Origin of the sequence: Kribbia dieselivorans NBRC 106261, assembly GCF_001552435.1 — a bacterium.
Taxonomy (GTDB): domain Bacteria; phylum Actinomycetota; class Actinomycetes; order Actinomycetales; family Dermatophilaceae; genus Kribbia; species Kribbia dieselivorans.
In genome coordinates, this window is sequence record NZ_BCRE01000068.1 from 1 (window position 1) to 21,964 (window position 21,964).

Genomic DNA, 21,964 nt, shown 5'->3' on the forward strand with positions numbered 1-21,964 from the left:
CGAATGTCCATGGTCCCGTCGTGGTTGTCCCACGTGGTCAGTTTGACCTTCTCCAGCGCGGCGGCTTCCTCGTCGCGGACGACCTGGTCGTGGTGCGCGTCGACTTCCTCCACCGACGCCTTGGTCTGTTCGAGGACGCGGCGGGCCTCCTTGCGCAGGGTGTCGGGGTCGACGACCTTCGCCCGCTCGGCGAGGTACTCCTCGACGACCACTTTCTCCTCGGGTGCGATGCCCTCGGGCAGATCCGTCATGGTCTTCGCGATGGTCCGGGCATGCTCGGGCGTCGCAGCCCCCTCCTGAAGCGCGGCCCGGGTCGCCGGCAACCCCTCGTCCAGCGCAGTGGCCAGTTTCACGTCTCGCGCTGCCTCACGCGAACCCTGTCGCGACGCTCCGGCCAGCCACGCCTGCGTTCCATTGCGCCCCCGCCCCTCAGCCACGCCCGAACGCCCCGCCGCCGTGATCGCCGACAGTCTCTTCGCTGAAGCTTGCGCGACCAGTCGATCCAGGTCGGCGATGTACCGCTGCGCCTCCGCCTCCGACCTGAACTTCTCCGGCACAGCCACCTGAGCCAGCGCGTCACGCGCGACCGCAAGCCACGCCCGGTCCGACGGTTCCGACGCCACCCCGACATTGACCATCTCGACTTCCGCCCACACCGCCTGATCCGGGCCCTCACCCAGGACGGTGGCAGACCCGGCGGCGGCGACAGACCCAGGCGCACCAGCAACCGGCGGGGCGGCCTGAGCCGTTCCCGCCCCGCTGAGGCGCGTCGTCTGACTGATCATGACCCTGATCTTACCGAACATATGTTCCCAATAGGTTGCCAAAAAGTGAACAAAACATGAACAGTGACCGATCGAGACTCCACCTCACCCGGTCGCGACAACCTCACGCCCCCGCGCGCGAGACTCCGCTGTACGAGACTCCGTTCTATCGAAGCCCACCGACAACGCTGCCGGCCTCATCGGCCGCCGCACACGTGATACCCGCGGCGACGCGCACGCCCTAGGGTGCCTCTATGAGCAGCACGCTGACCGTGGCCGCCGCGCAGATCCGCTCGACCGACGACCCCGTCGAGAACCTCGAGACGGTGCGTCGCGTCTCCGCCCAGGCGGCCGACCGCGGCGCCGAACTGGTCGTCTTCCCCGAAGCGACGATGGCCTCGTTCAGATCCCGCCTCGACACCGTCGCCCAACCCCTCGACGGTCCCTTCGGCACCGGCATCCTCGCCACCGCCGCCGACCTGAACCTCACCATCGTCGCCGGCATGTTCACCCCCGCCGACCAGCACACGACCGCGACGGGCAAGGTCCGCAACCGCGTGCGCAACACCCTCCTCGTCGCCGGTCCGGACGGCAACATCGCCGCGACCTACGACAAGGTCCACCTCTTCGACGCGTTCTCCTCACGAGAATCCGACACGGTCGCACCGGGATCGCAGTACATCTCCGTCGACGTGGCCGGCTGGCAGGTGGGCCTTGCGACGTGCTACGACATCCGCTTCGCCGACCAGTTCCATGAGTTGGGTCGTCGCGGCGCCCACCTGATCGTCGTCCCAACCTCGTGGGCCGACGGCCCGGGCAAGGCCGACCAGTGGGACCTGCTGACCCGCGCCCGCGCCCACGACGCGCAGGCCTGGTTGCTCGGTGCCGCCCAGGCGTGGTGTCCCGATTCTGTCACGGGCCCCTTTGGCATCGGTCGATCCAGTTTCAACGACCCGACCGGAGCCGTGCGGGCTCGCCTCGACGGGTCGCCTGACCTCCTCGTCGCGACGGTCGACATGAAGGCAGTGCAGCGGGCGCGCGCCACCGTTCCGCTGCTGACCTGACGCTCGAATGTCACGGCCCGGTGACGTTGCCGGCGTTCACGTTGACCCAGACCCCCTGACCACACCGCCGCGGCGCCGTCGCAGGCCGCGACGGCACCACGACCGCCGGGCTCCTAGACTGACCCGCATGGCAGAACTCACTCGCGACGACGTGGCCCACCTGGCCGGTCTCGCTCGCATCGACCTGTCCGAGGCCGAACTCGACCGGATGGTCGGCGAACTCGGGGTCATCCTCACCTCCGTCGCCCAGGTCCAGCAGGCCGACACCGACGGGATCGAGCCGATGTCGCACCCGATGCCGATCACGAACGTCACCCGCCCCGACGAGGTGCGCCCCTCCCTGACCGCCGACGAGGCGCTCTCCGGCGCGCCGGAATCCGAGCTGCAGCGCTTCTCCGTGCCGCGCATCCTGGACGAGGACTGAGGTAGCCCGACAATGACGAACACCACCACGGACCTCACCCGCGCCACCGCGGCCCAGCTCGCCGACCTGCTCGCCGCCGGTCAGGTCAGCTCCGTCGAGGTCACCCAGGCCCACCTCGACCGCACGACGGCGGTCGACGAGCAGGTCCACGCCTACCTGCATGTCGCCGGCCAGTCCGCCCTCGCCGAGGCCGCCGAGATCGACCGGCGCCGCGCCGCCGGCGAGCCCCTGCACCGCCTCGCCGGAGTCCCGATCGCCGTCAAGGACGTCATGACCACCGTCGGCATGCCGACCACCTGTGGCTCGAAGATGCTCGAGGGCTGGATTCCGCCCTACGACGCCACCGTCGTCGCGCAGATCAAGGCCGCCGGGCTCCCGATCCTCGGCAAGGTCAACATGGACGAGTTCGCCATGGGCTCCTCGACCGAGCACTCCGCCTACGGCCCCACCCGCAACCCGTGGGACCTCGAGCGCATCCCCGGCGGCTCCGGCGGTGGCTCCAGCGCCGTCGTCGCCTCCTTCCAGGCGCCACTGGCCACCGGCACCGACACCGGAGGCTCGATCCGCCAGCCTGCGGCCGTGACCGGCTCGGTCGGCACCAAGCCCACCTACGGCGGAGTCTCGCGGTACGGGCTTGTCGCCCTGGCCTCCTCCCTTGACCAGGCCGGGCCGTGCGCCCGCACCGTCCTCGACACCGCGCTCCTGCACGAGGTCATGGGCGGCCACGACCCGCGCGACTCGACGAGCATCGACGCTCCGGTCCCCGCCGTCGTCGAGGCCGCGCAGCGGGCCGACATCAAGGGCATGAAGATCGGCATCGTCAAGGAACTCACGGGCGAGGGCTACCAAGCCGGCGTGTCGGCCCGCTTCGAGGAGAGCCTCCAACTGCTCGTCGATGCCGGAGCCGAGATCGTCGAGGTCTCGTGCCCGAACTTCCGTTACGCGCTCGCCGCGTACTACCTCATCCTGCCCAGCGAGGCCTCCTCCAACCTCGCCAAGTTCGACGCCATGCGCTACGGCCTGCGCGTCCCCCCGACGGGCATCGACCACCCCAGCGCCGAGCAGGTCATGGCCGCCAGCCGCGACGCCGGCTTCGGCGACGAGGTCAAGCGCCGCATCATCCTGGGCACCTACGCGCTCTCCTCGGGCTACTACGACGCCTACTACGGCACCGCCCAGAAGGTCCGCCGCCTCATCGCCAACGACTTCGACCGCGCGTTCGAGACCGCCGACGTGCTTGTCTCGCCGACCGCCCCGACCACGGCGTTCCGCCTGGGCGAGCAGCTCGACGATCCGATGGCGATGTACCTCAACGACGTCGCGACGATCCCCGCCAACCTCGCCGGCGTGCCCGGCATGTCGTTGCCCAGCGGCCTCGCCGACGAGGACGGCCTGCCGACCGGCCTGCAGATCCTCGCTCCGGCGATGCAGGACCAGAGTCTCTACTCCGTCGGCGCCGCCCTCGAGGCCGCGCTCACCGACCGCTGGGGCGGGCCGTTGCTCGACCGCGCCCCCGACCTGACCGCCAAGGGAGCCTGAGCCATGACGACGACGGTGGACGAGGTTCTGCCCTACGACGAGGCGCTGGCCGCCTTCGACCCGGTCATGGGTCTGGAGGTGCACGTCGAACTCGGCACGAACACGAAGATGTTCTGTGGCTGCGCGACAACGTTCGGCGCCGAGCCCAACACCCAGGTGTGCCCGGTGTGCCTGGGCCTGCCCGGCGCGCTCCCGGTGGTCAACGCCATGGGTGTGGAATCGGCGATCCGCATCGGCCTTGCCCTCAACTGCGAGATCGCGACGTGGTGCCGCTTCGCCCGGAAGAACTACTTCTACCCGGACATGCCGAAGAACTTCCAGACGAGCCAGTACGACGAGCCGATCGCGTTCAACGGGTACCTGGACGTCGAGGTGCCCGGCGAGCACGGCGAGGAGCCGTGGACCTACCGCGTCGAGATCGAGCGCGCCCACATGGAGGAGGACACCGGCAAGTCGCTGCACGTCGGTGGGTCGACGGGGCGCATTCACGGAGCCGAGTACTCCCTGGTCGACTACAACCGTGCCGGTATTCCGTTGATCGAGATCGTCACGAAGCCGCTGACCGGCGCCGGTGAACGCGCCCCGCAGGTGGCCCGGGCGTACGTCGCGGCGCTGCGCGACCTGCTCAAGGCGCTCGATGTTTCCGACGTCAAGATGGAGCAGGGCTCGATGCGCTGCGACGTCAACCTCTCGCTGCGCCCGAAGGCCGGCGAGCCGACCTCGCCCGAGCAGGCCGCGGTGCCGCTAGGCACCCGCTCGGAGACGAAGAACGTCAACTCACTGCGCTCCGTCGAGCGGGCCGTACGCTTCGAGATCTGCCGTCACGCGGCGGTGCTGAGCAACGGTGGCTCGATCGTCCAGGAGACGCGGCACTTCCACGAGGACACCGGGGCGACGACGTCGGGGCGCATCAAGTCCGACGCCGACGACTACCGCTACTTCCCCGAGCCCGATCTCGTGCCGGTCGCGCCGTCGCGGGAGTGGGTCGAGGAACTGCGTGCCACGCTGCCGGAGAACCCGGCCGAGCACCGCCGCCGGCTGCAGACCGAATGGGGCTACAGCGACCTCGAGATGCGCGACGTGCTCAACGCCGGTGCGTTGGACCTCATCGAACGTACGGTGGCGGCCGGGGCCAGCGCCCAGTCGGCGCGCAAGTGGTGGCTCGGCGAGCCGTCGCGCCGCGCCAACACCGAGGCGCTCGAACTCGTCGCGTACGCCGACCAGGTCGGGCTGACGCCGGCGTATGTCGCCGAGTTGCAGTCGATGGTCGACGCGAAGCGGCTCAACGACAAGATGGCGCGCCAGGTGCTGGAGGGCGTGCTCGACGGTGAGGGCGCGCCGACGGCCGTCGCCGACGCCCGTGGGCTGGAGTTGGTCCAGGACGACGGTGCGCTCGAGGCGGCCGTCGCGAAGGTCATCGAGGGCAACCCCGACGTCGCCGACAAGATCCGCGACGGCAAGGTGCAGGCGGCCGGAGCGTTGATCGGTCAGGTCATGAAGGAGATGAAGGGTCAGGCGGACGCCGGCAAGGCCCGCGAACTCATCCTGTCGACGCTGGGTGAGGGCTGACATGGCCGTCGTCGTCTCGTTCGCCGACGAGGCCTGGCGCGACGACGTCGGCCCGATCGACGGGGTCACCCCCGTCATCTGGGACCCGGACGGCGAGCCGCCGGTCGAGGACGTCGAGGTGTACGTCGCTCCGTATGGACTCGGCACGGACTTCGTGCGCCCGGTGGCAGCCAAGCCGAGCGTGCGCCTCGTCCAGCTCATGAGCGCCGGGTACGACGGCGTCATCGAGGAGCTGCCGCCGGGCGTGGCGCTGGCGAACGGTCGCGGCATCCACGACGCGGCGACGGCGGAGTTGGCCGTCGCGCTGACCCTCGCCTCGCTGCGTGACATCCCCGACATGGTGCTGGCGCAGGCGCGCGGGGAGTGGCTGCCCAAGCGGTTCTCGACGTCGCTGGCCGACCGCCGGGTGCTCATCATCGGGTACGGCTCGATCGGGCGCGCCATCGCCGCCCGGATGCTGCCCTTCGAGACGACGGTCACGGCGGTGGCCTCGCGCGCTCGCGGTGGTGACGACCTGGTCGACCGGGTATACGGGATCGATGACCTTGCCACTCTGGCACCGGATCACGATGTGGTCGTGCTCGTCACGCCACTCACCGACTCGACCCGAGGCCTGGCCGGAGAATCGTTTCTCGCGTCATTGCCGGACGGCGCGTTGGTCGTCAACGTCGGCCGTGGCCCGGTGCTCGACACGGCGACGGCGCTACGCCACGCCGGCCGCCTGCGGTTCGCGCTGGACGTCACCGATCCCGAGCCGTTACCGGCGGATCACCCGCTGTGGACCGCCCCCGGGGTGCTCATCGCTCCGCACGTCGGTGGGTTGGCGTCGTCGTTCCGTTCCCGCGCGGTGCGGTTGATCCGAGAGCAGTTGCGCCGCGTCGTCGCCGGCGAGGAGCCCCTCAACATCGTCCACGCGGGTTGAGGCGGGCTCGGCGCAGTGCCGACTGATGTGACGTGCGCCATGCAAAGGGTGAATCACGGTCCTGTCAAGACGCGGAGAGTAGCGTTTCCTTTGCAGGGCAGCATCAGATGTTGGTGCTCGTGAGCATAGGGGGAAAATGCGAACGGCGACCGTGGTGTCGGTCTCAGCCGCTTTGACAGCGATGATGGGTGGATCTCTGGCGCCAGTCGAAGCGCAGGAGGGTGATGTGGAGTCAGCTGTGGTCCAAGTTATCCTTGGTCGTTATGCGGCCATCAACGGCCAGCCGGACGCGAGGCTAACTGACTCCATAGCCAACACGGGGGAGGAGATCGAGGTTCGGAATGAATTGAGGGACCAGTTTCAAGGGATTGGTCACTCTTATCGCGATGCGAGCGTCGAAGTGATGGATTCGGTTCCTGTCGCTGGGCGACCCGGGGCCTGGATCATGAGCATCAAAGTGCAAAGTACGCTGGAAGCGGTCGACGGCGTGCGCACGTCCATGGAAGTGTCTGAACGGCTGTAGGAATGGGCGTATAGGCGAAACGGCGAATTTCGTGTAATGGCAGGGGGTGATTGTACGAATTTCGTTTCCCAAGCGCTATCGGCGGGTGGCTGGGAGCCCAAGGCTGGATTTTATCGCAACACGACTGCGTGGTGGTATCGTCAGAATGGAGCACTTCCCGATACGTGGGCGCGGGCATGGTCTGGCTCCCAAAACTTCTGGCACTTCAACAACAATACGGGGCGGGCTCCCCGTGTAGCGTCCTATAAGGACATGCTCGCGGGGATGTCCTTCAGATTGACTGCTCTGGTGACGGGACGGTCGATCATTCGGCAATCGTGGTGGAGAAGACCTCGTCAAACATGTATTTGCCCAGCATACAATTGATGATGCCCGACGTTCATACTTGTCCATGCGCGCAAAGTACCCCAATCCGAGGTGGCACAAATGGCACTACGTGTACGGATCCTGAGGTTTGGAGGCGCGGCGGCAGCGATGGGCCTGGTGTTGTCCGGGTGCGCCGTTGGCGATGCACGCCGACCCGATCCGCAGCCGACCGCTTCAGAACTCCAGCAGGTCTTGACCCGTCACGATGATGCCGCACTCGCGCAGATGCTGGCCCCGCCCGGCCAGGACGAGGCACCCGCGGTCATTCGCGCGACCGGCGACTTCCGGCCCGATGCGCAGGCCGAGGTGTTCAGCACCGACGATTTCGGTAATCCGTGTGTGTGGTTGCGAGGCACGAACGACGGCGTGTCGGGCTACATCGTGGCACGTCTCTATTGGCACGACACGGACGCTCGATGGTGGCAGAAGCCCAGCGGTCGCTGGACGGTCGACCCGACCTATCTGCCCGGCACCAACAGTCCAAAAGCCGAGCCGTGTGAGGCCGTCCCCACCGATCTCAGGGACGCCCGCCGACTGCGCTGAAGGGTGCCGATCTCACGGGCTGAAGAGGTCCACCAGCGTCGCCTGGCCAGGTGACAAGAGCGACCACGGCCCGCTGTATCGGAGCACGGCCGCGGTGGCGGTCGGGAATCCGCGCATGAGCCGTTCGTGCGCCTCCAGGTCGCCGTCCCCGTCGCACAGCAGGCTCGCCAAGGCAGGCAGGCCGGGGGAGTGACCGACGACCACCACGATGTTGGCACTGTCGTCGGCACCCTGCACGACGTCCAGGACCATGTCCGCGCTGGCGTTGTAGATCCGCTGGTCCGACCACACCTCCGCCTCGGACTCACCGGCCGCGGCCAACTGCTCGCACGTCTGCTGCGCCCGCACCGCGGGAGAACACAGCACGAGGTCCGCACCCAAGCCCTGGTCGACGAGCCACCCGCCCACGGCATGGGCCCGGCGTCGACCGAGATCCGTCAACGGCCGATGGATATCAGCCTCCGTCAGGGAGGTGGCGGCGTCGCCGTGACGCACGAGCACGAGGGTGCGGTCCTGCGCGGATCGGGTCATGATCCCAGCGTTACCCGTCGACGCCCCGACGTCAACGATCCGTTCACCCCGCGTGGTCAGCCCACCGTGGCGGCGGCGTACCGGGCGGCTGCGCGGTACACGTCGGTGATGTAGACGTCCGATTGGTTGTAGCTGAAGATCGCCGCGGTCCACCCCGATCCGGTGGTCAGATCGCCACCCGAGGCGCACAGATACCGACCGGCCGCCAAGGCCGCGTCGTTGACGTTGTTCGGGTCGGCTGCGCCATCACCGCTGGCATCCGTGCCCCACGTCGCCCACGTGCTCGGGATGAACTGCATCGGCCCGACGGCGTGATCCCACGTCGGATTGCCATGCCAGCGGGTCGAGTCCTCCGTCGCCCGGATCGCCGCCACGCCCTCGGACCCGTCCAACGCTGGGCCGAGGATACGTGGGCTGACCGTGCCGTTCGCGTCGGGAGCGCTGCCACCGCTGCGCCCATGGTCGGATTCGATCTCTCCGATGCCGGCCAGGGTCGGCCAACTTAGACGGCAGGCGGGGCGCTCGATCTGCACCTGAAGCGCGGCCCGACCATAGGCAGCCACGGCCACCTGGGGGATCCCCGTCTGGGCGGAGACGGTGTTCACCCACGCGGAGGACGGAGTGGGCAGCCCGTTCGTCACGGCTCCGGGCATGGCCTGCGCGGGCTTGGCGCGCAACTTCGCCACCTGCTTCGAACTCACGGACACGAGCGCGCCATTGGAGGTGGTCGATCGAGTGGTCACCGTCGTCTCGCGGGCGGTCATGGCCCACCCGGTCGCGGCCATGAGGGCGAACAGAACGGCCACACCCACGACACTCACGACGCGTGCGCGCCAGGAGAGTGCGTGGGTGTTGTCGGAGTTCGCCGAAGCCAAACGCATCCCCGTCGATCAGCCGAAGCGGCCGTTGACGTAGTCGTACGTCCGCTCGTCCTGTGGGTTGCCGAACATCGTGTTCGTGTCACCGTGCTCGACGATGACGCCGGGGGTGCCCTGCGAGGCCAGGAAGAACGCACACTTGTCGGAGACGCGCGCGGCCTGCTGCATGTTGTGCGTCACGATGACGATGGTCACCTCGGAGGCGAGCTCGTGCATCGTGTCCTCGATGACGCGCGTCGACGTGGGGTCGAGCGCCGAACACGGCTCGTCCATGAGGAGGACGCGGGGCTTGATCGCCAGCGATCGGGCGATGCAGAGCCGCTGCTGCTGACCACCGGAGAGGCCACCCCCGGGAGCGTCGAGGCGGTCCTTGACCTCGTCCCAGAGTCCACCGCGCAGCAGGCAGTGCTCGACGAGATCGTCCTTCTCGGAGCGGGAGGCCTTGGTGCCGGTGAGCTTGAGGCCGGCCAGCACGTTGTCGCGGATGGACATGGCGGGGAAGGGGTTGGCCTTCTGGAACACCATGCCGATCTGGCGGCGGGCCTCGATGAGCTTCTTGTCGGGGGAGTAGATGTCCTCCCCGTCGAGGAGCACCTCACCAGACATCGCCGCGATCGGGACGAGTTCGTGCATGCGGTTGAGGATGCGCAGGAAGGTCGACTTGCCGCAGCCCGAGGGGCCGATCAGCGCGGTGATCTCACCGGCCTGCATGGTGAGGTTGACGCGGTCGAGGACCTTGCGCTTGCCGAACCAGGCCGAGACGTCGCGGCCCTCGAGGGTGGCGAGGTGGCCCTTCGGGGCCTGGGCACGCTCGATGCGCGGGTCAGCGGCGTTGGCGTCGCGAGCCTGGGAGACGACAGCGGGCACCTGCTCGGTGGCGTCGGGGTCATGGGTGGCCACCGGTGAGGTGGGCAGATCGGCCATGTCGTCGGCGTTGACCACCTGTGCGGCGATGGTCGACCCGTTGGCGGAGGCGTGTCGCGGCTGGAACACCTGCGTCTCGTCCGAGGTCACGGTGGCTCTTTCTAGGAAGCAGAAGCGGGGGATGGAGCACGAAGGCGGGGCCCGCGGTTGGCCCGGGGCACACCCGCGGTGACATACGCAGCGGGGTGGATTACCGCATCAAGGGTAACCCACCCCGCCACGGGTGCTGTTCAGCCGATCAGGTGAGCACGAGGCTCAGGTTCAGCGAACGGTGACCTTGACGGTCTTGGAGGTGGCCTTCACCGTGCTGGTGCCCAGGTAGCGGTAGTTGATGTAGTACGTGCCCTTGGACGTGAAGCGCGGGATGGTGACGGTGGCCTTGCCGGACTTCAGGGTGCGGGTGGCGCCGACGTAGCGGTAGGAGCCCTTCGAGCCCTTCTTGACGCGGGCGCGGACCTTGCCGGTGGCGCTCTTGCCGTTGTCCGTGCGCTTGACCGTGACGGTGGCCTTCGGGGTCTGCTTGCGGGTCAGGGTGGTGTCGGCCTGACGAACGGTCATGCGGGCGGTGGTGTACACCTTGACCGAGGCGCTGCGCGAGGTGGAGCCCTTGTAGTCCTCGTTGGCGACGTAGCGCGCGGTGTAGGACTTGGTGCCCGGGGTGACCTTGGACAGCGTCGTGGTGGCGGTGCCACGCGCGACGGAGACGGTCTTGACGACCTTGGTGCCCTGGCGGAACTGGACCTGGCCGGTCGGGACGGCGTCGGAGCCGGCCTTGACGGTGGCGGTCAACTTGACCTTGTTGGCGCCGGCGGTGGCCGCCTTCAGCGTGGTCGTGGTGTTGGCCGCAACCTTGACGGCCTCGGAGACCTTGAGGTTGGTGACGGCCGCGACGGTGGGCTGGCCGCAGGAGCCGCCGTTGGCCGGGGTGGCGAGCTGGTCGAGACCGCCCTTGGCGATGGCGTCACGCGCCGCCGGGGAGCAGAGGAAGCCGTCCGAGCCGAAGATGCCGGCGAACTTGGTGGTGTCAGCGAGGCTGCGGACCACGTTGTAGACGGCGCGCTGCGCGCTCCAGTCACCGTTGCGCTTGATGCCGCCCGGGACCTCGGCGTTGGCGAGGCGGGCGCGCCCGGCCGAGAACGGGGAGATGACGTTCGGCTGGTTGCGGATCGGCGCGGGGTCGTGCTCCTGCGCCTCCTTGACGGTGCTGCCGTAGACGACCTTGGTGCCGCCGTTGAGCTTGGTCAGCTCGCCCTCGAAGAAGGAGCGCGTGCCCGAACCCGGCTGCGGGATGAGCGCGGTGATCGTGCCGGGCTTGCCGCCGGGGAACTCGCTCCAGTCGGTCTTCGCGCCCGAGTAGATGGCGACCAGGTCGGCGCCCGTGAGGCCCGCCGGGGCGTTGGTGGTGCTGGCGGTGAACAGTTCCAGGATGTCGGCCGCGAACGGGATCTGCTGAAGACCGGCGTTGGTCTCGTCGGCGTTTAGCGACGAGGACGAACGCGCGTAGTCGAAGGCGGTGTTGTTGCCCGCGCCGTAGAGGGTCTTCTTGCCGTCGCCGGAGCCGTTCGGGCGCTTGACCTCGGTAGCGCCGGCGCGCGGGATGATCATGGCCGGGACATCGCCAACCTGGGCGTCCCAGGAGACGAGGCGGCCTTCGGTCTTGCCGTCGTTGTACACGTCGGCGGCGGCCTGCATGGACAGCATGGTCGTGTCGGACCCGCTGCCGACGATGTCGGTGGAGTTCGGGAGGAAGTTGGGCTCGGCGTTGGCCGGGGTGGCGAGCGCCACGGCGCCCAGACCAACCGCGATGGCCGCGCCGGAGGCGACGAGCTTGCGAGACATCGAGTCACTCCTGTGGAGACGAGAAATCGTTTGGGATCCCAAACGCCCCCACCGTCATCCGCGAAGGTGCCATTTTGGTACTCATCAGGTGAACTGCAGGTGACGAGCAGATGACGAGTTGGTGCCGTGCCAGAACGAAAGTCGCCCCCGGCGCCGCTGTGGACCAGCAACACCGGGGGCGCATTCCTCATGCGTGGAAGGCGGCTACACCAGGTTGGGCAGCAGACGCACCAGCGTGTCGGTCGTCAACCAGGCCAGCAGCAGCGCCACCGGCGAGAGAACCACCCAGACCATGACGGTGTCGAAGCGGCGGGCGGCGATGACGATCACCGCCAGCAGACCGACCAGCAGCGCCAAGCACAGCGTCAGCAGCGGCAGCGCCCCCAGGTCACGACCCATCGCCTTCTCCGACTCGGGGACGAAGCTGACCCGTCCGCCGGGATCGGCGAAGACCTCTGACTTGCCCTTCCCCTTGGTGACGAGTTCGGCATCGACGTAGGCCGTGTCAGCCGGCGCCAACGCGGCCAGCCGCCCGGATCCCTCGGCGGTGACCAAGGTCAACCGAGCCTTCCCCTGCTCCAGCGGCTGGGGGAGGGGGTCGCCGGCGCGGCGCACTCCCGAGACCTTGAACACGGCGTCACCGAGGGCGCTGGTCACCTCGATCCGGTCGCCCTTGGCCAGGGTCAAGGCCTTGCCGAACGGCGCTCCGTACGTGCTCGCCCGGCCGTACACCAACGAGACGCCCGGCTGGCCGGGCAGGGGAGTGTCGCGCCGGTGGCCTGGGGCGAGCATAGTCTCCGACGACGAGGAACCCTCGACGATGACCTGCTCGACCCCGATCGCCGGGATCTTCATCAGGGCCACGGCCGAGCCCGGCTCGATCTGTCCGCCGGTCGGAATCGTGGCCATGGCCAGCCCCTCCCGGAGGTCGGAGTAGAGCTCGTACTGGGCGCGGTTCTGGCTGATCGACCCCAGGAAGAGCATCTGGGCGAGCACCCACAACGTCACCAGCGCGATCATCAACGTTGCGCTGTTGAACGCCGTCAGACCGTCCCGGGGCGCGGGGGGAAGGGTGTCGTCATCGGCCGCGCTCGGCTGCACGATGGTTTCCTGCACGGGGAGCGCCGGAGCCTTCTCCTCGTTCTCGTCCGGGCGGGTCAAGGTCGTCGTCACGACTGCCCCCCGAACCGGCGCAGGAGTTGACCGCCGCCGGCGAGCAGGGCGGCCGCCGGGCCGACGACGAGCAGCATCGGGACGAAGAACCGACCCAGCCAGGAGTTGACCTTGGCCGTCGGCGCCGTCTCCACCTTGCCGGAGGCGTTGGTCTTGGCCTCATTGGACGGAGCGTTCTTCTCGGTCCCGCCGGAGCCGTTCTCCGACGGTGTCGACCCACTTCCCCCGGCGTTGTTGGCCGAGCCGGATCCCCCACCGGGAACCTCTCCACCGGGGACGGTGTTGCCACCCGGGACCGTGTTTCCGCCGGGAACGGTGCCACCGCCGGGGTTGGAGCCACCCGGGGTCGTGCCGCCACCGCCGGGGTTGCCGCCTCCCGGGGTCGTGCCGCCCGTGTTGGACGTGGGTGCCTTCGCGCCCTTCTGGGCCTCGATCGCCGCGGCGGCGTCCTGGGCCGCCTTCCACAGCGGCGCGGTCGCTCCGGTCTTGGTCAGGGGCACGAAGCCCTCCGCGAGTTCGCCGTTGCCGGGACCCGGCTTCTGGCCTTCGCTCGTCGACACGCGGATGAACTCGGCGACCTTCTTCGCATCGGCCCTGTCCAGGCCAGTGGTCTTGGCCACCGTGTAGATGACCTGGGTGCCCGGGTAGGCGTCCTTGGCCTTGCGAACCTGCTCCTGGGTCCACGGGAAGGTGCCGAGGCGACCGTCGATCTTGGTGCCGAGCTTGACGGCGTTGAGCATGCCCTTCTCCGTCGGGCCGACGAAGGTGCGGCCGGCAGCCGACGTGAACTTGCCGGCCGGCTTCGCCGGGCCCGTCGTCTGGAGCGACGCCGTGCGCAGGCCGAACCGCTTGGCGTCGCCGAGGGCGGTCACACCCATGACGAAACGCGTCCCGACACCTTGTCGGTCGGTGCGTCCCAATTTCCACGGGTCGGTCGTGGTGGGCCGATCACACTTGGTGGCCGCCAAGGGCCAGCCGTCGAGCACGGCCTCGGCGATCTTGCGCATGTTCGTGACGGGCGCGGCGACGTTCGACAGGTACGGGGAGGGGTTCTGCTGGAGGCACTCCTGCTGGGTCTCTGGGACCCAGGTGTCCAGCAGAGGCCATTCCGCGGTCGGCAGGGACATGCCCTTGTACGCCGGGTTGATGACCATGCCCCACGGGTCGGCCTTGCCCTCCATGAACGCCGTGGCCTCCGGGTCGGCCGCGATGTACTCGGTCAGGGCGCTGATCGTGTCCGACGACTCCGACAGGGACATGAGGGTGGCCGCGGACTCGCGCGTGGTGGAGTCCAGGCCCGGGTTGAGTGCCCTGAACTCGGGATCCAGGTTGATCGACACCGGGTTTGTGCCGATGCCGGGGTGAGCGGTGCCCAGTCCGGACGCGGGGTAGGACGAGGTGAGCAACTTGGCGATCAGTCGCGCATTGAGCCGGAGGTTGGTGAACTCCCCGGTGTTGTGCGGCTTGTCGATCGCGTAGGCGATGGAGAACCCGGTGATGGCCGTCGGTGCGTAGGCCATCGGGGAGGTGGCGCCGGCCGCCGAGCGCTTGCGCGCCAGGAAGGCCGCCGGGGCCTCACCGTTGTCGACGAGGCGGTACGCGGCCGCGTCCGACATGCGGTTGTGCTGGAAGTTGAACCGCTTCTTGTTCAGGCAGTAGGCCGGGGTCCACTGGGTTGTGGTCTGGCCCATGAGTTCGGAACCGTAGAAGCCGGTGGGCGCCCGGGTGTCGAGCACGTCGCAGACGTCCGGCGGGAGACCGAAGCTCAGTGGCACGGAGAAGCGATTGCGCCAGTTCGACTCGGACCACCAGTACTTCGGTCCGACGGCCTGCTGGATGCCCTCGTTGTTGAAGTTGTTCGAGCCGGGTGCGAACCGACCCTGCTGCCGGCACTCGGTGCCGGCGGGGTCGTTGGAGTCGGTGCAGCTCAGCCCCATGATCGGGATGACGACCAGCGAGCACGCGGTGTTCTCGTTGCAGCCCAGCGACTCGTTCTCGACGTCGGTGCGGATCTCGAACTGCGCCTCGCCCTTGCCCGCGTCGGTCGTGAATCCATACTGCTCGGCCGGGGGGTAGGCCGAGTCGACCGCCGCCTCGGGGGGCATGCTCGTGGCATTGCAGGCCGCGAACTCCTTGCCCTTGGCGGACCGGAAGGGGGTCACGACACCGTTGTAGGTCGGGAGCTTCCAGTCCGGGCAGGTGACGTCCGCGCCGTTCTCCTTGCCGATGACCGGGAGTGCGGCGTTGGCCTTCCCACCCACGGTGTACTGGCTGTCGCGCAGCGACTTGGGAGCGTACAGGTCGTTGCGCCACACGGCGGTGCGATCGCCCTCGACCATCGACCGCTGGATCCACGTCGAGGTCCAACAGGTCTCGGGGGAGAGACGCTTCTTGGGGTCCTTCGCGCCGTCGACGCCGCGACACTGCATGATGACGACCGGGTACTCCTGGGCCAGGCCGGAGGTGCCGAACGGGCTCGCGGCCCGGCCACCGCTGGGCGTGGCGCCGCTCCACGTCACCTGAACGCGCTCGCGACCGCGCAACTCCTTGGTCTTGTTGACCTTGACGGTGACATTGCGTGAGTCGACGACGTCGAGCTTGGTCCCGTTCTGGAACACGCGCTGGAGTTTCTTGGTCTTGGACCACGCACCGCGATCAGCCGTCGTGCTCGTGGCCGCCTTGGGGGCGGCGACGACCGGGGCGGCCTGTGCCGCCGGGACGGTGTTTGGAATCACGGCCGGAGCTCCGACCACACCCCCCAACAGGAGGGCGACGCCGGCGATGGCCGCCGGCCGCGAAAGGACGAGGCGCTTCATGGTGGCTCAGGCCCCCTGACCGCGGCGGCGCATCCACACCACGACCGCACCGGGCAGCAGCACGATGGCAAGCAACTCGGCCACTGCCAGCCACGAGAAGACCTTGTCGTCCTTGGAACGGTTGGCCTGGAGCTCGGTGGGGACGCCGAACACCGGACCGGCAGCGCCGGCCTCGGTGCCGGCGGCGACGACCTGACCCGTCTCGGGGTCGACGGTCGTGCCACTACCGGCCGCGTTGGAGTTGGCGGTGCCATTGCCGGTACCCGCACCCGTACCGGGCGCGTTGCCGCTGCCGGTCTTCGAGGTCCCACCGTTGGCCGTCGTGTTCGGGCCATTGCCGCCGCCGGAGTTGCCGCCGCCATTACCGCCTCCGCCGGAGTTGCCGCCGCCGTTGCCGCCGCTGCCATTGCCACCGCCGGAGTTGCCGCCACCGGAGTTGTTGGTCGTGCCACCGGAGTTCTTCGCCGCGGAAACGCTGGTCGGGGCTTGACCGGTGGCGCCGCCGCACGGGCCGGCACCGTTCTTGTCGCATGAGGCCGGCATGGGCGCGATCTGAGCGAGCTTGTTGTTGTTGATGTTGCGACCGTCGAACGTCGGGTTGTTGCACGACTTGACGTCACGGTTGGCCAACTCGACGCCACTGTCGGCGGTCTTGAGCTTCTTGATCTCGTCGAAGCCCGCCTGCACCAGGTTCAGCGGCAGCGGGGAGTAGCCGTAGCTGCCCGCCTTGGTCTGGCCGGCGCACAGCGAATAGAAGAGGAAGTCGGCCAGGGTCTGGCGCTTGGCCGTGCTCATGCGCTGGTCGCTCTTGCCCGTCGGGAGCAACAGGTACGAGTACGACGAAAGTGGGTACGCCCGCTTGTCCGGGTTGGTGTACACCCCATCGAGGATCTGGGTCAGGTACGCCTGCGAGCCCTTGTTCTTGTTGATCTGGGCCTTGGTCAGGCCGACCGCGACGTTGTACTGGGTCGGCTCGACGTAGTAGCCCGACTTGTTCAGCACCTTGACGACCGGGTAGTCCTTGTTGACCGGGTAGGAGTACTCGACGTACCCGATCGTGCCGTTGCCCGAGGCCGCGGAGATCGTGTTCATGACCTGGTCGGAACCGGCCGCGGCGATCATGCGGCCCTTCTTCGGGTAGTACGACGTCAGGCCGGACTTGCCGAAGTACGGACGCCACACGCTGGGGTACTGCTTGTCCAGGTAGGTCGTGAACTGGGCCGTGGTACCCGAACCGTCCGAACGGACCACCGGGGTGATCGGCAGCTTGGGGAACTTGACGCCGTTGTTGTCCTTGGAGATCTGCGGGTCGGACCAGTCGGTGATCTTGTTGGTGAAGATCTTCGCGATGGTGTCACCCGAGAGCCGCAGGTTGCGCACCTGCTGGTTGCCGATCTTCAGCTGGTACGTGAAGGCCGTGCCACCGGCGACGATCGGCAGGTAGGAGTACTGGCGGTTGCCGGCGGAGTCGACGTTGCCGAACTCGTCCTTGCCCTGGTAGGGGATCTCGGTGATGCCGAAGTCGGTGACGTTGTTCGCGAACGACTTGCGGCCCTGGGACGACCCACCACCGGAGTAGGACACCTTCATGCCCTTGGAGTCGACGTCGGAGATCCACTGTTGGACGATGACCTCGGACCAGGTCGAGCCGTTGCCTTCGATGGCGGCATAGGTCACGCCGTAGGCGGGGAGCGCCGCGATGCTCCCGGCCAGGGCGGTGGCCGACAGGGCGGCCACGGCGGTGATGAGTCGGCGGGTCACTTGATGCCTCCGGTGGGTCGGACGTTCGTGGCGTCGTTCGGGTACGGGGAGTCGGCGATCTCCACCAGGACGGGTTCGCCCGAGGGGAGTTCGGCCGCAGGTTGCGGGGTCGTCTGGCGAGGAGCGCGGATCGTCCGCGACTTGTCTCGCCGCGGTCGGGCGAGGAGTCGGGCGCCGGTGAAGAGCAGCAGGACGAGCGTCATGAGGATGGCCGCTGCGCCGAAGCCGCGGACCTCATAGATCGGCTCGCCCGAGCGCACGGTCGAGAAGATGAACAGGGGCAGCGAGGTCATGACACCGTCGAACGGGTTGAGCTTCAGCGACGAGGTCACACCCGAGGTGAGCAGCAGCGGCGAGGTCTCGCCGACACCGCGGGCGACACCGAGGATGACCGCGGTGGCCAGACCCGGCCGCGCGGTCGGCAGCACGACGTGCCAGACCGTCTTCCACCGCGAAGCGCCCAGGGCCAGGCTGGCCTCGCGCAGGGAGCCCGGCACGACGCGGAGCACGACATCCGCAGCGCGCGCGATGATGGGCAGCATCATCACGCCGATGGCCAGAGCGGCCGCGGCGCCGGACTTGGGCAGGATCCCGGTGAGGATCACCGTGGTGTAGATGAACAGACCGGCCACGATCGACGGGAGCGCGGTCATCGACTCGACGACCGTGCGCACGACCTTCGCGTACGGTCCTCCGACCTCGGTCATGAACACGGCCGTGCCGATGCCCAGGGGCACGACGATCGCGATGGCGATGAACACCTCGATGAGCGAGCCGACGATGGCGTGGAGCACACCACCCTTGTCGAGCGAATCCTTCGGTCCGATCCCCGACATGTCCTGGGTGTAGATGTTCACGTGGAGCAGCGCCTCGAAGCCACGGTAGAACGTGAAGATCACGGCCGAGGCCAGGGCGACGAAGACGATGAGCGCCCCCGCGGGCACGAGGACGTTCATCACCCGGTCCTGGACCTCGGTGATGCCACCGCGCAGGCCTCCGACGACGGCGGTCAGCGCGAGGATGCACACGAGCGAGACGAGGAGGTAGCCGACGAGGCCGTTCCAGGGGAGCAGGCGGTAGCAGATCAGCCAGGCCAACGCGAAGCCGCCGATGATCGGTCCGAAGCGGCTGAACAACTCCTCGTCGGTGGCCTGGGACAGCGCGCGCTGCGGCGGGGCCGGTGTGGTTGGCGGGTCGAGCAACGGCAGCTCGGTGATCCCGGAGCCGAACGTCGGACGTTGCGGCTCGACGGTCGCGGTCGTGGGCCGCTCGAGGGTCGTGGTCATGTCAGGCCTCCGCGTCGGCGCCGGACCGGCTGCGCGAGACGACGATCGCGGCCAGCGTGTTGACGATCAGGGTGAGCACGAACAGCACCAGACCTGCCGTGAGGAGCGCGGACATCTGGGCGCCCGTCGCGGTGCCGAACTTGTTGGCGATGAGGGCGGAGATGTTGTTCGTGCCGGTTTCGAGGATGCGCCACTTGAGCTCCTCGGCCTGGCTGATGATGAGCAGCACGGCGATGGTCTCACCGAGCGCGCGACCGAGGCCGAGCATCGTGCCACCGATCATGCCGCCGCGACCGAAGGGCAGCACGACGGACTGGACCATGCCCCAGCGCGTCGCGCCGAGGGCCAACGCAGCCTCGCGCTCGCCGGGCGGGGACTGGCTGAAGACCTCGCGCATGACCGAGGCGATCATCGGCAGCACCATCATCGCGACGGCGATCCCGGCGCAGAAGGCCGACTGGATGTAGCGGGTCTGGTCGACGAAGGCGGAGTTCGGATCGGTCTGCACGTCGAAGATCGGCAGCCATCCCATCCACCGGTGCAGCCAGCGGGCGACGTCGCCGGCGTAGGGCATGACAAGGAAGAAGCCCCACAGGCCGTAGATGATCGAGGGCACGGCCGACATGAGGTCGACCGCCGAGATCAGGGTCGGCTTGAGGTTCGGGGGAGCGTAGTCGCTGATGTAGAGAGCGGTGAGGAACGCCAGCGGCACCGCCAGGGCGAGCGCGACGAAGGCGATCGACACCGTGCCGCCGAGCACGGCCGCGATCCCGACGACGTTCTGCTCCGGGTTCCACTGCGTCTCGGTGAAGAAGCTCCAGCCGTAGTACCGCAGCGTGGGGATCGAGTTGCCCAAAAGGAACAGGCCGATGCCACCGGTGATGAGGAGCACGATCGTGCCGATGGTGGTGGCCGAGATCTCGAACACCTTGTCCACCCCGGTCATGCCCTTCTTGAGGGTGCGCGGGGTGTCTTCCACCCCCTCGGGGCGGGTGGGGAGATACGTCGTCACAGGTCGAAAACCTCATGCTGAAGGGCCCGAACCTTGCCGGGCTGACGTGGAGCAGGGGAGCGCATCCAGTGTGCGTTGCCTCGGGTGGCCTCCTTCACCACTTTGCGTGAATGAATGGTGAACGGGAGAGGATCATTTGGTGAACATGATCGACGAACGACCCGACGGGCGTCCCCTTCTTGTTGCGTATTGTGCGCAGGAGTGAACCAGCGGTCGCGAGGTGTTCACCCGTCGTTCAGATCAATGGGGTTGGGCGGTTACCGAGCGGGAGGAACGTGACGTCTGCCGCCCAGTCGAGCGGCAGCCCTCCCCCCACTAGGAGACCACTCATGGGTCACTCCCACGACCACGGTCACGGCCACGGTCACCACCACCACGCGGACGTCACGCCCGCGACCGACCTCTCCATCTCCGACTCCGACCTGCACCCGGCGGACCTCGGCCGCCGCAACTTCCTGCGTGCCGCCGGTGTCCTGGGCGCCGGCGCCGCCACCACGGCGCTCGTGACGAACGCCGGTGTCGCCACCGCGGCCGCCGACGAGGACCGTCGCGAGAAGAGCAAGAACCGCCCCAACAAGGGCTACCAGTGGCTCGCTGGTGACCACCACATCCACACCCAGTACTCCTCCGACGCCATGTACCGCGTCGACGACCAGGTCAAGAACGCCTCGGCGCTCGGCCTCGACTGGATGGTCATCACCGACCACGGCAGCGCCACGCACGCCAAGCTCGGTGTCGACTTGGTCAACCCCGACATCCGCCGCGCCCGCGCCGACCACCCGGAGATGCTCGTCTTCCAGGGCCTGGAGTGGAACATCCCGGCCGCCGAGCACGGCACCGTCTTCGTGCACCCCGGCTCCAACGAGGTCGACGTCCTCAAGCAGTTCGAGAACACCTACGACGGCACCGTCACGGGCGCCGGCCACAACGCGGCCGGTGAGGCCCTGGCCGTCTCCGGTCTGCAGTTCCTCAAGTCGCAGGTCAACGCCGGTACCGTCGACGACGCGCTGATGTTCGCCAACCACCCGGCTCGTCAGGGCATCGACTCGCCGCACGAGGTGCGCGCCTGGCGTGATGCCGCCGACGGTGTCGCCATGGGGTGGGAGGGCGCCCCCGGCCACCAGGCGGCCGGCATCTCCAAGGCCCAGAACGGCCCGGGCTCGGCCCGCGGCTACTACGGCAACGCCCCGCGCGCCGACCGTTCGTTCCCGGGCTACCCGCTCGAGGCCTACCGCACCTGGGGTGGCTTCGACTTCTACACCTCCACCGTCGGCGGTCTGTGGGACTCCCTGCTCGCCGAGGGCAAGCCGTGGTGGATCACCGCGAACTCCGACTCGCACTCGGTCTACCTCGACCCGGCCGTGCGTGGCGCGAACTCCAACTTCAACCTCAACGGCAAGTACAACGACCCGGAGTACGGCGGCACGCCGAACCAGAACGCCGGTGACTTCTGGCCGGGGTACTACTCGCGCACCAACGTGGGTACCCGCAAGGACAGCTACGCCGCCGTCATGGCCGGTCTTCGCGACGGCAACGTCTGGGTCGACCACGGTCACCTCATCGACTCCATCGACGTGCAGGTGCGCGCCAAGGGCGACAACGTCGGCCTCGGTGGCGTCATCGTCGCCAAGCGCGGCACCCAGGTCGAGCTCGTCGTGACGATCGTCCCGGCGCAGCACGCCAACTGGGCGCAGTTCCAGCCGCAGCTCAAGAAGGTCGACCTGATCAAGGGCCGCATCACCGGTCCGGTCGCCGACAAGGACACCCTCCGCGCTCCGGAGACCAAGGTCGTCAAGACCTGGGAGGTCTCGGGCACCGGCGAGATCACGTTGACCTTCGACCTCGGCCGCATCGACGAGACCGGCTTCTACATCCGCCTGCGTGGCTCGGACGGCAACCGCACCGCCGTTGGCTATTACGGCGCCGACGCCGACGCGACCGGCCCGGCCATCGACGTCGTCGGTGACGCCGACCCATGGCGCGACCTGTGGTTCTACACGAACCCGGTCTTCGTCCTGCCCAAGAAGTGA

The 21,964-nt window shown here is 68.3% G+C and carries 18 protein-coding genes and 1 pseudogene; 9 read left to right on the plus strand and 10 right to left on the minus strand.

The window, feature by feature from the left end; all coding sequences use genetic code 11:
• Positions 1 to 785, minus strand: a 785-nt coding sequence (locus KD1_RS06565; RefSeq protein WP_169795352.1) for a DUF222 domain-containing protein, incomplete at its 3' end; no start/stop codon positions are given.
• 233 nt (positions 786 to 1,018) lie between these two features.
• Here KD1_RS06565 and KD1_RS06570 point away from each other — a divergent pair.
• From KD1_RS06570 to KD1_RS06600, 8 genes and pseudogenes are all read left to right on the plus strand, one after another.
• Complete coding sequence (locus KD1_RS06570) at positions 1,019 to 1,828, plus strand: carbon-nitrogen hydrolase family protein (RefSeq protein ID WP_068399323.1); 810 nt, start codon at positions 1,019 to 1,021, stop codon at positions 1,826 to 1,828.
• Between the two features lie 127 nt (positions 1,829 to 1,955).
• Positions 1,956 to 2,252, plus strand: a complete 297-nt coding sequence (gatC, locus tag KD1_RS06575) for an Asp-tRNA(Asn)/Glu-tRNA(Gln) amidotransferase subunit GatC (protein WP_068399326.1) — start codon at positions 1,956 to 1,958, stop codon at positions 2,250 to 2,252.
• A 12-nt stretch (positions 2,253 to 2,264) separates the two neighbouring features.
• Positions 2,265 to 3,791 (plus strand): Asp-tRNA(Asn)/Glu-tRNA(Gln) amidotransferase subunit GatA, encoded by a 1,527-nt coding sequence (gene gatA / locus KD1_RS06580; protein WP_068399329.1) that lies wholly within the window; start codon positions 2,265 to 2,267, stop codon positions 3,789 to 3,791.
• A gap of 3 nt (positions 3,792 to 3,794) precedes the next feature.
• Positions 3,795 to 5,360 (plus strand): Asp-tRNA(Asn)/Glu-tRNA(Gln) amidotransferase subunit GatB, encoded by a 1,566-nt coding sequence (gene gatB / locus KD1_RS06585; RefSeq protein WP_068399332.1) that lies wholly within the window; start codon positions 3,795 to 3,797, stop codon positions 5,358 to 5,360.
• Between the two features lies 1 nt (position 5,361).
• The gene (locus tag KD1_RS06590; protein WP_068399335.1) at positions 5,362 to 6,282 is read left to right on the plus strand and encodes a 2-hydroxyacid dehydrogenase; all 921 of its coding nucleotides are present in this window, start codon (positions 5,362 to 5,364) and stop codon (positions 6,280 to 6,282) included.
• A 136-nt stretch (positions 6,283 to 6,418) separates the two neighbouring features.
• Positions 6,419 to 6,805, plus strand: a complete 387-nt coding sequence (locus KD1_RS06595; protein WP_157073215.1) for a hypothetical protein — start codon at positions 6,419 to 6,421, stop codon at positions 6,803 to 6,805.
• 15 nt (positions 6,806 to 6,820) lie between these two features.
• Positions 6,821 to 7,171, plus strand: a pseudogene (locus KD1_RS17640) (amidase domain-containing protein); the annotation flags it as partial.
• Positions 7,172 to 7,396: 225 nt separating this feature from the next.
• The gene (locus KD1_RS06600) at positions 7,397 to 7,714 is read left to right on the plus strand and encodes a hypothetical protein (RefSeq protein WP_169795353.1); all 318 of its coding nucleotides are present in this window, start codon (positions 7,397 to 7,399) and stop codon (positions 7,712 to 7,714) included.
• 12 nt (positions 7,715 to 7,726) lie between these two features.
• Here KD1_RS06600 and sixA read toward each other — a convergent pair whose 3' ends face one another.
• The 9 genes from sixA to pstC all read right to left on the minus strand — a co-directional run bounded on the left by sixA (position 7,727) and on the right by pstC (position 19,934).
• Complete coding sequence (gene sixA, locus KD1_RS06605; protein ID WP_068399344.1) at positions 7,727 to 8,245, minus strand: phosphohistidine phosphatase SixA; 519 nt, start codon at positions 8,243 to 8,245, stop codon at positions 7,727 to 7,729.
• 56 nt (positions 8,246 to 8,301) lie between these two features.
• Positions 8,302 to 9,051, minus strand: coding sequence for a lytic transglycosylase domain-containing protein (locus KD1_RS06610; RefSeq protein ID WP_169795354.1), 750 nt, complete (start codon positions 9,049 to 9,051; stop codon positions 8,302 to 8,304).
• Positions 9,052 to 9,135: 84 nt separating this feature from the next.
• Positions 9,136 to 10,047: a phosphate ABC transporter ATP-binding protein gene (locus KD1_RS06615; protein ID WP_083542199.1), complete on the minus strand. Its 912-nt coding sequence runs from the start codon at positions 10,045 to 10,047 to the stop codon at positions 9,136 to 9,138.
• Positions 10,048 to 10,308: 261 nt separating this feature from the next.
• On the minus strand, positions 10,309 to 11,886 hold the full coding sequence (locus tag KD1_RS06620) for an Ig-like domain repeat protein (RefSeq protein ID WP_068399350.1): 1,578 nt from the start codon (positions 11,884 to 11,886) through the stop codon (positions 10,309 to 10,311).
• 204 nt (positions 11,887 to 12,090) lie between these two features.
• On the minus strand, positions 12,091 to 13,059 hold the full coding sequence (locus KD1_RS06625; RefSeq protein ID WP_068399353.1) for a sortase: 969 nt from the start codon (positions 13,057 to 13,059) through the stop codon (positions 12,091 to 12,093).
• Positions 13,056 to 15,875, minus strand: coding sequence for a hypothetical protein (locus tag KD1_RS06630; RefSeq protein WP_068399356.1), 2,820 nt, complete (start codon positions 15,873 to 15,875; stop codon positions 13,056 to 13,058). The genes KD1_RS06625 and KD1_RS06630 overlap by 4 nt, the downstream gene beginning before the upstream one ends.
• A 6-nt stretch (positions 15,876 to 15,881) precedes the next feature.
• A complete protein-coding gene (locus KD1_RS06635) occupies positions 15,882 to 17,636 on the minus strand; it encodes a substrate-binding domain-containing protein (protein ID WP_068399360.1) in 1,755 nt (584 codons plus the stop codon).
• The gene (pstA, locus tag KD1_RS06640; RefSeq protein WP_083542196.1) at positions 17,633 to 18,922 is read right to left on the minus strand and encodes a phosphate ABC transporter permease PstA; all 1,290 of its coding nucleotides are present in this window, start codon (positions 18,920 to 18,922) and stop codon (positions 17,633 to 17,635) included. The genes KD1_RS06635 and pstA overlap by 4 nt, the downstream gene beginning before the upstream one ends.
• 1 nt (position 18,923) lies before the next feature.
• Positions 18,924 to 19,934: a phosphate ABC transporter permease subunit PstC gene (gene pstC / locus KD1_RS06645; RefSeq protein WP_068399363.1), complete on the minus strand. Its 1,011-nt coding sequence runs from the start codon at positions 19,932 to 19,934 to the stop codon at positions 18,924 to 18,926.
• A 329-nt stretch (positions 19,935 to 20,263) separates the two neighbouring features.
• Between pstC and KD1_RS06650 the strand changes: the two genes are divergently transcribed.
• The gene (locus KD1_RS06650; protein ID WP_068399366.1) at positions 20,264 to 21,964 is read left to right on the plus strand and encodes a PHP domain-containing protein; all 1,701 of its coding nucleotides are present in this window, start codon (positions 20,264 to 20,266) and stop codon (positions 21,962 to 21,964) included.